At 52.8% G+C, this 12,462-nt stretch carries 6 protein-coding genes and 2 pseudogenes; 2 read left to right on the top strand and 6 right to left on the bottom strand.

Features of this window, described 5'->3' with window-relative positions:
• The first annotated feature begins 92 nt into the window (after window positions 1-92).
• Complete coding sequence (locus tag C1896_12265) at window positions 93-3,476, top strand: PAS domain S-box protein (GenBank protein ID AZZ45595.1); 3,384 nt, start codon at window positions 93-95, stop codon at window positions 3,474-3,476.
• A gap of 138 nt (window positions 3,477-3,614) precedes the next feature.
• Here C1896_12265 and C1896_12260 read toward each other — a convergent pair.
• A pseudogene (locus tag C1896_12260) lies at window positions 3,615-3,824 on the bottom strand (sulfonate ABC transporter ATP-binding protein).
• 180 nt (window positions 3,825-4,004) lie between these two features.
• Here C1896_12260 and C1896_12255 point away from each other — a divergent pair.
• The gene (locus C1896_12255; protein AZZ45594.1) at window positions 4,005-6,389 is read left to right on the top strand and encodes a hypothetical protein; all 2,385 of its coding nucleotides are present in this window, start codon (window positions 4,005-4,007) and stop codon (window positions 6,387-6,389) included.
• Window positions 6,390-7,225: 836 nt separating this feature from the next.
• On the opposite strand, the gene C1896_12250 is transcribed toward C1896_12255, so the two are convergent.
• The 5 genes and pseudogenes from C1896_12250 to C1896_12230 form a co-directional block, all read right to left on the bottom strand.
• Window positions 7,226-8,344, bottom strand: coding sequence for a hypothetical protein (locus tag C1896_12250; protein ID AZZ45593.1), 1,119 nt, complete (start codon window positions 8,342-8,344; stop codon window positions 7,226-7,228).
• A 78-nt stretch (window positions 8,345-8,422) separates the two neighbouring features.
• Entirely contained in the window at window positions 8,423-9,325 is a 903-nt protein-coding gene (locus C1896_12245) for a hypothetical protein (GenBank protein AZZ45592.1), read from the bottom strand.
• A 1,110-nt stretch (window positions 9,326-10,435) separates the two neighbouring features.
• Window positions 10,436-10,856 (bottom strand): annotated as a pseudogene (locus C1896_12240) (hypothetical protein).
• 28 nt (window positions 10,857-10,884) lie between these two features.
• Window positions 10,885-11,259, bottom strand: a complete 375-nt coding sequence (locus C1896_12235) for a hypothetical protein (GenBank protein ID AZZ45591.1) — start codon at window positions 11,257-11,259, stop codon at window positions 10,885-10,887.
• Complete coding sequence (locus C1896_12230) at window positions 11,243-12,304, bottom strand: histidine kinase (protein ID AZZ45590.1); 1,062 nt, start codon at window positions 12,302-12,304, stop codon at window positions 11,243-11,245. The genes C1896_12235 and C1896_12230 overlap by 17 nt, the downstream gene beginning before the upstream one ends.
• Window positions 12,305-12,462: the final 158 nt, after the last annotated feature.

Genomic DNA, 12,462 nt, shown 5'->3' with positions numbered 1-12,462 from the left:
CGGCTGGCACGGTTCTGGCTAATAGCTAAAAGCCAGCGCCGCCAGGTGCTGTGCTTTCCACCGCCTCTGCGGACACCTGCCATGGGATGCGTATGCCGAAAGACTCGATCGATATTCTCTGGGTCGTGCTGTGCGCCGGTCTGGTCTTCAACATGCAGATTGGGTTTTTGTGCCTGGAAGCCGGCCTGACGCGAAGCAAGAACGCCATCAACGTCGCGACCAAGAACATGGCTGACCTGTGCATCGCCTTGCTGCTCTATTGGTCATTCGGTTTCGCGCTTATGTTCGGCACCAGTCAGGACGGGGTGATGGGCACGGGTCTGTTCATGCTTGAACTTGCGGTCGACGACAGTTGGCCGCTGGCTTTTTTCCTGTTCCAGGCAATGTTCTGTACGACCGCCGCCACCATCGTTTCGGGCGCGGCCGCCGAACGTATGCGCTTCAACGCCTACCTGATCGTCGCCGCGCTGTCGGCTGGTCTGATCTACCCCTTGTTCGGCCATTGGGCATGGGGCGGCGCCTTGCGTGAAGGTCAGGGTTGGCTCGCGCAGCAAGGATTTGTCGACTTTGCGGGCTCGACCGTGGTGCACGGCGTAGGCGGGTGGATCGCGCTGGCAACGGTGATGGTCATCGGCCCGCGCGCGGGCCGCTTCGATAGCAAATGGCTGCGACAGAACATGCCGGGCTCTAACCTGCCACTGGCGATGCTCGGCGGCTTGCTGTTGCTGTTCGGCTGGTTCGGCTTCAACGGTGGCAGCACCTTGAGTTTCGATGGGCGCGTGCCGGGAATCGTCGTCAATACCGTTGTGGCAGGCATGGCTGGCATGGCGTTGGCGATGCTGTTATCGCAATGGCGGCACGGCTACGTGGAGCCCGTTGCGTTGCTCAACGGCATGCTGGCGGGGTTAGTGGCAATCACCGCGAGTGCTCATGCGGTCAGCATTGCCGACTCCCTGCTGATCGGGGCAGGCGGCGGCCTGGCGATGTGGCTGGCAGACCGGCTGTTGGTGCGCTGCGCCATCGATGATGCGGTCGGCGCGGTTCCGGTTCACCTGGCGGCTGGCTTGTGGGGCACTGTGGCGGTAGCGCTGTGTGGTGACCCGCTGCTGCTCGGCACCGGCCTGAGTCGCTTCGATCAACTGATGGTTCAGTTGCAGGGCGTGCTGGTTTGCGCGGTCTGGGCGTTCGGCGTCACCTATCTGCTGTTGCGGCTGATCAATCGGTACTACCCGATGCGGGTGAACCCCGATGATGAGCGCGTGGGATTGAACGTCAGCGAACATGGCGCACGCACCGAACTGATCGAACTGCTCGACGCCATGGCTGAACACCAACGTCTGGGGCAGTTCCAGCGCGAAGTGGATGTTGAGCCGTTCACCGAGGTCGGGCAGATCGCCGAGCAATACAACAAGGTGATCCGTGCCCTGCAACACGCAGTGGCGAAGACGCAGAGCATCGTGCGGGACATCCGCGACGGCATCGTCACCTATGGCCATGACGGCATTCTGACCAGCTGCAACCCCGGCGCGGAGCGGCTGTTCGGTTTACCGGCCGAGCAGATTGTCGGGCAACCCTTTCAACGTTTTGTCGTGGGCAACAGTGCGTCGCTGTTGCCGGAAGCCGGCGGCGAGCTGAAAACCGAATTGATGCTCCACGGTAAAGACGGCGAGTTGTTTGCCGCGGAGCTGACCGCCAGCCAGGGAAACCGCCCGCAGGACGCCTTCGTTTGCATGGTGCGAGACATCACCGAACGCCGACAGATCGAGGAGCAGTTGTTCGCGGAGAAAATGCTCGCCCAGGTCACGCTCGCTTCCATCGGCGATGGCGTGATCACCACCGACAGGGCCGGGCGCGTGCGCTATCTCAACCCCAGCGCCGAGCGGCTGATTGGCTGGAGCCAGGCCGCCGCGCAGGGGCTGGTGCTTGACGAGGTCTACCAGCTATTCGACGAGGCCACCGGTGCGCGGCTGCTCAATGCCGCCAGCCTCGGCCTTCGGCGCAGAAGTGACCGTCAGGATCGCACCGAGCGTGCGCCGGGCATCCTTCATCGACCTGATGGCACGCAATTGGCTGTACAGGATGCGGTTGCGCCCATCCGCGACGCCGAGGGTGCCGTCATCGGTACTGTGCTGACCTTTCGTGATGTCACGGTCACCCGCCAGCTGGCTCACAAGCTGACGTTCCAGGCCAATCACGACAACCTGACCGGGCTGGTCAATCGCTCCGCGTTCGAGCGCCAGATCGAGTCGCTGCTGCGCGAATACACCGGTGGCGAGCATGTTCTCTGCTACATGGACCTGGACCAGTTCAAGGTGGTGAACGACACCTGCGGCCATGCCGCCGGTGACGAGCTGCTGCGCCAACTGGGTCAGCTACTGAGAGGCCGTGTGCGGGGCAGTGATCTGCTGGCGCGCCTGGGCGGCGATGAGTTCGGCATCCTCTTCAATGAGTGTTCGTTGATTCAGGCGGTGCGGATTGCCGAAGACATACGCCACGCGGTTGACGAGTTTCGCTTCAGTTGGGAGGGCAAGAGTTTCGCGGTTGGCGCCAGCATCGGTCTGGTGGCCATCGACGAGCACGCGAAAACGCTCGGCCCCTTGCTTGGTGCTGCCGACAGTGCCTGTTATGCGGCCAAGGACGGCGGTCGCAACCGCGTGCATGTGTATCAGGCGGACGACCAACAGCTGATGGAACGCCGCGGCGAGATGCAATGGACGCACCGGCTACGGCAAGCACTGGATGGCGACCTGCTGCGTTTGTTCGTGCAGCCGATCGTGCGTGCCGCAGGCGACGACGGTTCGCAGCGCTATGAAGTGCTGGTACGCATGCAGGGCGAGGATGGCAGCATCATTCCCCCCGGCGCCTTCATGCCCGCGGCTGAACGTTACGATCTGGCACCGGCGGTGGATCGCTGGGTGGTCGGCAATTTCCTGGCATGGGTCGGCGATCTACGTCGTCGTCCCGGTGCGTCGCTGGGGCATTATTCGATCAACCTGTCGGCAACCTCGCTGGGTGAGGAAAGCTTTCTCGAATTCGTCCTGTCGGCCATCGAGCGTCACCAGATCCCCGCCAATTGCCTGTGTTTTGAAATCACCGAAACCGCGGCGATCGCCAACCTCAGCCGTGCCATGACCTTCATGAACAGCCTCAAGGCTGTGGGTTGCAGCTTCGCACTGGACGACTTTGGCTCTGGCCTGTCGTCGTTCGGGTACCTCAAAACCCTGCCGGTGGATTATCTGAAGATCGACGGCAGTTTCGTTCGGGACATTGATCGCGATCCCATCGCGCGGGCAATGGTGGCGTCGATCAACAACATCGGCCATGAAATGGGGCTGAGTACCGTGGCGGAGTTCGTTGAGTCAGCGGCTATCCTCGAGTGCCTGCAGGATATCGGCGTTGACTACGTGCAGGGTTACCACCTGGGCCGGCCGGGACCGCTCGCCGAGCTCTCCGGCGTGCGGATGATGCCGCGCTGAACGACGATGCGATCTGGACCGGTAGGGTGGGCCTGGCGGCGTCCCGCTTTAGCCCACCGCAGGCTGCTCAGCGGGTACTGAAGGGGACAGCTGCACAACCCGGTCGATAGTAGGGTGGGCTTCAGCCCACCGTGGATGCTAACCCGCGATCGCTGTCAGTTTCTGGAGCTGGTCGAGATCGGTCTGCATGCCTGACGTCTCCCTGATGCGCGTCAGGATCTCGCGTTTCAACGCGGTAAATTCGGGCGACAGCTTCATGTCTTGGTTGCGCTGCGCTGGCAGCGGCACCTCATAGATAGAATCGATGCGCCCAGGCCGTGGCGCCATCAGCACCACACGATAGCTGCCCTTAGAGAACGTCTAACGGGCCCCTCAACTTGCGTCAGGCGACCTTGAAGCGGCCTGCCATTGCTGCGCAAAACAATGCCATTAGTCGTAAGCGGGGTAAATCATCTTCACGTTTTGCTGACCGCGTCGATACAGCGTTACTTTCAACAGTTTCGTTGCGCTCACGCCTAGGGTCGGATCATGAAGTTACGCGCTTTCCGCTCAATGGCTGGCTGGGTTGATGGACACCGAATCGCCGTTGTTCTGGCTGCATTGCTGGTTGGGCTTGCTATCACATTCGCTTCTTATCAAAGCGTCCGATCCAAAGAGGCCGAAGCAGCCCGCCTGAGATTCGATCGCATAGTGTCCGACACCGCCCGCGACATTGGCGAAGCAATGAAGCAGTACGAGCGCTTGCTACAGGCTGCGAGCAGCCATCTCTATAGTCGCGGCGGAATCGAGCGAGGCGACTGGAAAAAGTTCGCGGAGCACTTACAGCTTCAGGATCGATATCCAGGGTTGTTAGGACTTGGCTATACGCCAGCGATTCCGGGAAATTACTTGGAGCAGCATATACAGGCCATTCGAGCGGAGGGCTTTCCCTCTTACACGGTGATTCCGTCTGGGGTAAGGGATCTCCATACGCCTGTGGCGTATCTGGAACCCTTCTCGGGAAGGAATCTGAAGGCTTTCGGCTTCGATATGTATTCTGAAGAGGTTAGACGTGCCGCAATGGAAACCGCGCGTGACGGCGGCGCCGCGGCGTTATCCGGAAAAGTTTGGCTTGTTCAGGAAGGCGAGAACCCACAGCCCGGAACTATCATGTTTCAACCAATCTACCGAGACGATAGTGCTCCGCTGACGGTAGAAGTCCGCCGTGCGGCGCTTCAGGGCTTCGTCTATTCTGCGTTTCGAATGCCAGACCTGATGCACGCGGCTTTAGGAAATCGGGTCGGTAACATGGCTCTACAGCTGTTCGACGGTGACTCGGCTGCTCAGGGTGCACTTTTATACGAGCGACGTATCGACGTGCTTTCGGATATCCCGTCCTACAAGCCCGCATTCGATGAGGACATTCTGATTGTAGTAGGCCAGCGCACTTGGAAGCTCCGCTTAGTTACCCTGCCTGCGTTTGATGTCGCTATGCCCGCAAGCCGCTCCCCTACGATACTAGGCGCCGGAATCGTGCTCAGCATTCTACTCAGCGCCTTGTTGTCGTCAGCTTTGACGATGCGTGCTCGTGCCCAAGCGTTGGCTGATCATATGACTATAGCGCTCAAAGATTCCGAAGCAGCAACACGCTCAATAGTCGAAAGCGCAGCGGAGGGTATTGTCGTTACGGACTGTAATCCTGAGATGGCGATTCAGACCTGCAACGAAGCAGCTGAACGCATGTTTGGTTGGCTCGGATTGTCCAGATTAAATCAACCCTTTATGCATCTGCTTAGTTTCGATGAGATGCAGAAAAAATTGCTAGCAGATCTTCGGAGCGGCCAGCGAGCCAGTGCACGCTTTGACATCTATCGTCCAGATAGCGGTGGCGAGGTAGTTGAACTGAGCCTTTCCGCAACAGTATCTGTAAGGTCAGGCATACGAAGCGTCATCATCATAGTTGCCGACTTAACTGATCTACATGCCGCTCAGCGACAAGCGTTGCAAGCTAGCCTCCAAAGTCAGTCAATCATCTTACATTCCCCTTTCGCGATCATGTCTACAGACCTCGCGGGCATTGTGACAGCCGTTAACCCTGCCGGTGTACAACTTGTCGGCTACGCCGAGAGCGATCTAGTGCGCACGAGCATCTTGCAACTTCATGATCCCATAGAGCTATCCGAGCGATGCGCGAAACTGAGCGAGGAACTGGGTCAGCTTAAAAGTCCGGCGGATCTCATTTTGAATGAACCGTTGCGGGATGAAGGCAAAGAGGCGGAATGGACATATGTGCACCAGAGCGGAAAGCGAATTCCAATCTGCGTAAAGGTCAGTGTCATCCGTAACGCTGACAGTCAGGCCACTGGCCTTGTTTACATGGCCTATGACATCACTGAACGCAAACGCACTGAAGATCAGATTCGGCACCTAGCACTTCATGACCCTCTGACCGGGTTACCAAACCGGAACTTAATGCACGACCGAATGAACATGGCGATAAACAGAGCCATGCGTAACAATCAGCGCGTGGGAGTCATGCTGCTCGACTTGGACCATTTCAAGCAGATCAATGATCAACATGGTCACCAGATTGGAGATGAGGTGCTGAAGGCGGCAGCCCAACGCATATCAGGGGCGGTGAGGCAGATCGACACAGTGATTCGCACTGGAGGCGATGAATTCGTAGTTGTTCTTGGCGAACTCAGTCGCGACGAGGATGTTCAGCGAATTGCGGAGTCTATTATCGAAGCAATGCGTGCCGAATTAGTGCTGCCTGGGCTGCACCTCAACCTGTCGACTAGCATTGGGATCGCAATATATCCCTACCATGGGCTTGACTTGGATTCCCTGTTGCACGTGGCTGATCAGTCTATGTACGAGGCAAAAAGAAACGGACGCAACACCTTCAAGCTACCTGCGATAGCCCAACCTTAAGTGAGACGCGCTGATTCTGCGATCTACAAAGTCCCCCGTCCGGAGCGACCGCCCCGGTCGGTATGAACGGCTGGCTTCGGTAGGTGGCTGGTAAGCGCTGTTGCTTCCGGCTTACAAAGTCCTGAAAGTCTGCTTTCGGCCAAAAGCGGACATTCACGGGGTGACGGAGGAACAAGGGGCGGCTCACTTTTGTTCGGATAACGATTAAGCTAAAGGGCCGGCTTTAGCCGGTCTCAGTGAGCGCATTGTTAGCCATGTGTGGGTGTTATTTTTTTACTGCTTCGCGCAGCATGAATATATGGTGTAATAACTATATTTGCCAATATTACAGAATAAAGTGCTTTTATGTTGTAAGTCTCGGTTATGGCGACAGCCCAAACCCCAGCAAGAGATCCAATCATGATTATTGTGTAAAGAAAGCTTGAATTAACTATCGATGGATAGCTTTTCGCGGCATCTGCAAATTCTTGATTTTCAATTTTTGTTATTAATGAACAGCAGCGCTTGACTGCAAAATTCATATAAACGCCTGTAACTAAAAAGAAAAATGCCGAAATCGAAACAAAGCGTTCCCTCGAGTCTATATTTATATCAATAATTGGTATTTTTGCTTGCCCAACTCCCTCGGGGTTAAAAGCTACAAAAATTGCCAAAAAAGAAATCAGCATCCCAAGGTTAAACATCCTTTGAGAAAGCTTCAGTGAGTCAATGAAGTTATTGACTCTTAGTTCGTCAGTGGTCACATTATTCTCGTAATGGCTAACGTTTGGTTAAGGGGCGGGCTTTAGCCCGTCCCAGCGAGCGGCGCGAGCGATTTGAACCAGTTGCTATGTGGCTTACTCGTAATCATCGTAATATGGTTCAATGGTTCCGAAATGAATTGTTTTTATAGGACTTACAACCTCGACCTCATCTATGGCAAGCTCTTTAATCGGGCCATCTAGGTTGCCCGATATCGTAATCAATATTTCAGACTCAAATTCTTCGGTGACTGTTACTGTTACACCGCCCATATGCACGTGATCTCTATCAATGGAGTCATACATAGACAGTGAAAATTCGCCTTCGGCTTCGACTGTTATATTGGAAAGGGCTTCCAATACTACCCAATCATCGTCTTTATCAATTATCCGAAATTCGTGGCCTAGCAACTCAAAATCTTTAAACCATCCATGGCTACCTTCAGGCTCCCAATAAAGATGAGAGTCAGCTTCTTGATCTGGAGTGAACCCATCAAGGACAGACTGAAGGCAAGAGCCTATAGACGAAAGAAATTGATCAGCTGTTCCGGAATTTAATGCAGATTCAATATTCGCTAATAACGCATAAGGAGCATTTTCTCTGTTGAAGTGTTCTAGCCCTCGGGAAAAATCTTCTTGGTAGTCAATTCTAGCGGAGCTTTCACAGTAATTTTGCCAGTCACCATCCTTTGCGACTGCAAGCACTGCAATATCATTCTGCTCCGCCCAAGCTTCGACGGCCATTAGGACTATCGCATCAGGGAATTCATTTTTCTTTTTCCCGGTCTCAGCAAATGGTGGCTTGTTAGAGAAATAACTAATAAGCAGATCTGAGACTGACACGAAATTTCCTGTTTCAAGAACGAGTGCGCCTGTAGATTCTATGAATTGTTCAACGCGGCTCTCGGCAAGCCCCTCAATTTCTTTACTGTCGATGAGGATTTTTTTTGCGTCGTTTAATTCGCTGCCTTCAAAAAACAGATGGTCTCCGGCATCGTTCAGCGCTTTTTCTAGTGCGGATCGAGAAATCTTTATTTTATTTTCTAGATGACTTTTAACTTCGTTCTTTATTACGTCGGGGAAGATATATTCAATTGGGCTTTTTTTGAATTGCGCGAGCTTACCCAATAAACCTTTCTCAAGCTTCAGTGCGTGGTTATCAAAGATTGATGTATCGACCAAAATAGCGCCATATTTTTTGTCTACCTCATCCACTGAACTCTCCTTGACACATAACGCCGGCGTAATAGGCGCGAGCTTGCGAGCGTCCTAATTGACGCCTTTGTTAAGTGCTTACACATAGTAGTCATGATTTAGTGCTTGAACTGCACCCTCGAAATCTGGGAATAGGCTTTCCGTCTGAATGTTCATGTGTTCTAAAACTACGCGTAGGCCTTTGTGAAATTTTTCCGGTATTATGAATTTCACAACCCCTATATATTTCACAAGCTCATCACTACTAAACTCGTCAATATAGCCACGCTTATAGGGGGCCTCAAAGTCACAAAAGCCATCTTTAACTTCGGTATCACAATCACCAAGAAACACTTCAGACAGGTTATCCATAAAGGATCTATTTATGTTTAGAGGAGCCAAAAACTCGCCTTGCTGGGCAAATAGCCTTTGGTTCTGTCTAAAGGGATAAAGAATTGAGACTCCTTTAAAATCAGGTCTTTTGGTAATCGCGTATTTCGCAATAATTCGATCTTTTTCATGAACCGAGATTCCTGAAGGAATTTCTAGAGCGGAATATATTTTTCTCATTTTAAAACGCTCTAACTTTCCTAAATGAATACCCCAAACAGCAGCATCACAATTAGATTTAGCATCGTACCTTGTAGCGAAATAGCATGCGACGAAGATAGATCGAGAAAAATCAACTAATCTAGTTCTAGCGCCATGATGTTGTAACAACGCGAGCCACTCAAGATAATCATCGCTTGCAGGAATATTATTCCGGATTAATGTATGGGCTCGACGCTGGATTTCTAGTATTTTATTTTCTTCGTAATCACCTATGATATGCCTTTCGTTCAAATAAGGCCTCATCTTACGCTCTATTCCAGATGCGATTGGCCAATCACAGTCCATTTGCCCTCGAAATGTTAAGCTATTCCGAAAGTAGTTAGATTTTTTCAGGTACTGATAGAAGTCATCAACGTCCCTAATAATAATTTCTGCATATACGTTTTGCACTGCGACTCCAATGACACTTAACGTTTGGTTAAGGGGCGGGCTTTAGCCCTTCCCAGCGAGCGGAGCGAGCGATTTGAACCGATTGTTATGCTCTTGGCGCCAAAGTAAGTTCACTTGTTATTTGAATTTTAGCGGTTCGTTGATTGGTTTTGTGCGAGATAAATTTTTTAAATACTACCAGACTCCAATGCTAATACAGTTTCTATATGATTCATCACTGTTGTTTTCAGCCCATTCAAGCTTGGATTTGTCGATGCTTAATTTTGCGCTATGAAGCGATAGGGTTGAATCATGGAAGAAGCTTAGCTTGTTCTGGGTAATAGTTTTTTGATTTGGATAGTCGACTTCGTTATATGGTTTGTTATTGTAATAAATGGCTAGGTATTCAATGTCTGTGCCTTCAATCCTTTTCTTTTCAATTTCTACCAAATCGTAAGCTACTAATGATTCGCTTTTCGATCGGGGTCCGTATCCGACTCCGAAAGTCTTTGGATATTTTAAGTTGTACTCGAAGGCTACCTTTGTTTCCTTGCCTAGAAAATTTGCAGTGCACTCAATTCTGAAAGCATTTGTTTCAGCTGAGCAAATAGGACTGCTTAAAATTAAAATGGAGCAGAGTAGTTTTTTCATGTGGGAGATGGTTGTCATTGTTGTTAAGCTATTTGATGGTTTGGTTTAAGTGTGTTTGCGCATAACAGTGATTAGACCGAACGCTCGACTAATACGCAGCCTAACATTCCGCTAACAATATTGAGTTTTCACTTGCAGATCAGTGTCTTATGCATCTTTCACTCCCTTCTGCTGCGACGTTATATCGAACGCGCTATAAGTCCGTTATAGCCAAATGCGGCATAAGCCCGCGCTTCACAGCAGGTCGCCATAGGTGGGAGGAATGAATGCTTGTATGAAATAAGCAAGGCATCCATGCCGCCGAAGATGGGACTGCGCGTGAGCAGTTGTTTCCATAATGCTTTTCCTGCTGTTAATTGCCAAGAGTTTGATGGCAATTAGTGGCCGCTTTTGGCCGATGGCGGCCATTCTCGGATGCCGCGTTAAGCATCGGGTCAAACGGGCCGCGCAGGTGGAGAGATCGCACGGCAAGGCAATGGATTAGCCGGCAATGGCCGTGAGTTTGGCCAGTTGATCGAGATCGGTCTGCATGCCTGACGTCTCCCTGATGCGCGTCCAGGATCTCGCGTTTCAACGCGGTGAATTCGGGCGAAAGTTTCATGTCCTGGTCGCGCTGTGCTGGCAGCGGCACCTCATAGATGGAATCGATTCGCCCTGGACCTGGCGCCATCAGCACCACACGGCTGCCGAGGCAGATGGCTTCTTCAACATCGTGGGTGACGAACAGAATCGTGGTTTTCTCGAGCTTGTGCACGTGACGGATAAGGTCGTGCATCACCTCACGCGTCTGGGCGTTCAGTGGAAAAGGGGACGTATTGGTTTATCGGACACCGGCCGCTTTATTTGCGCTGCCAAAGATCACGCTCCTGCGCTTCATTGAGTAGATCGCAGGCACCGCCTCATCGTTGGCGCGGACCAAGGGCTGCTGTTTAGCAGTTTAAGAGGCGCTGGAATTGGTCTGATACGTCTTGGTAGCGGAACGGCTTTCTTAGGACAGTCTGCTCGTTATATCGGGCCGGTACTCCCTCCGCGCCAAATCCGGTTGCAAACATGAAGGGTACGCAGCGCGCGATGAGCGCGTCGGCGATGGGAAAGCTTTTGATCCCGTGTAGGTTGACGTCCAATGTCGCGGCGTCGAAGTCTTTCTCGTCGATCAAAGCAAGTGCTTGCTCAACAGTTGCGGCTGACGTGATGGAGGTACACCCGAGTTCGGCCAGCATGTCCTCGACGAGCATCAAAATCATCAACTCGTCTTCGACGACCAAGATGCGCCGACCGGCAAGCGGCTTACTCGACATGGGCACGATCGGGTGCCGGAATATCGATCGTGCAAACCGCGCCTTCTTCCGGAAAGTCGAGATGCACGGTCCCTGCCAGCTCATGACACAACCCACGCTCGATCACCTGCGAACCGAACCCTTTGCGCGACGGCGGAGCCACAGTTGGGCCGTCCTTTTCCTGCCAACGAATAATCAGCCTGTTGCCCGCCGGCATGGGCGCGACCGCCCACTCGATCAGGACGCATCCTGCTTCGTTGGATAAGGCACCGTACTTCAGGGCGTTTGTCGCGAGTTCGTTGAGCGCGACACCAAGCGCCAGCGCCGTCTGCGGTGAAATGCGGACATTTCGACCCGCGATGACGAAGCGGGCCGCGCCATCGCCTGCGACCCCAAACGGCTCCAATACCTCGTTCACTAAATCGCGAAAACTCACGCCGTTCCAATGCTCACGGGTAAGGAGATCATGCGATCGAGAAAGAGCAAAGAGGCGCGAATCGATAGACTCTCGAACAATATGGGTATCGGATGATTTTTTGAACGACTGCCAGACTATCGCCTGCACCGTGGCTAAAGTGTTTTTTACGCGATGATTAAGCTCATCGATAAACATCTTTGACTTTTCTTGCGCCTCTTTATGCTTGGTTATATCGATAAACGAAACGAAATGCTGCATGACCTGGCCGCTCTCGTCCCGCACTGGGCTTATGAAAACCGAGACGAACAACGTACTGCCGTCCTTCCGGTTATAGTCGATATCCAGGTTATTGTCGTGATTCTCACTTTTCTCGAATTCGGACTTGATCTTCTCGATGACCTCAGGGTCGACGCGCTGTTCCAGTAAGGAATTGAAACTCTGGCCCAATGCCTCGTTCCGATCGTACCCAGTCAGCTTTAGAAAGCTGTCGTTTGCGTAAACGATCGGGTCGCCGGGTGCCTTCGCGTCGGTAAAAAGCATTGCCATGCGTGTCGTCTCCGCAGCAACAACAAAAGGTCCAAGGTCCTTTCGGAAATTGTCGACGGCGGCCTCAGCGTCTTCCTGCTTTTCGGATTTTGGCTGGACTTCAGACATATCAAAGCTCCACTCAAATTGTCTGCTAGACCCTATACCGCCTGGCAGCGAATCAAACCTCCTACATGAACTATCACAATAGACGATCATCCACGGTTTCTTGGTGCCAACATTCGTCATGTGTCCGCGCTTGGCGCAATTAGGCGAGCATCCAATGC

Source organism: Pseudomonadaceae bacterium SI-3 (assembly GCA_004010935.1).
Taxonomy (GTDB): Bacteria; Pseudomonadota; Gammaproteobacteria; order Pseudomonadales; family Pseudomonadaceae; genus Stutzerimonas.
The sequence above is the reverse complement of the archived record's forward strand: the minus strand, read 5'-3'. Positions and strand labels throughout refer to the sequence as shown.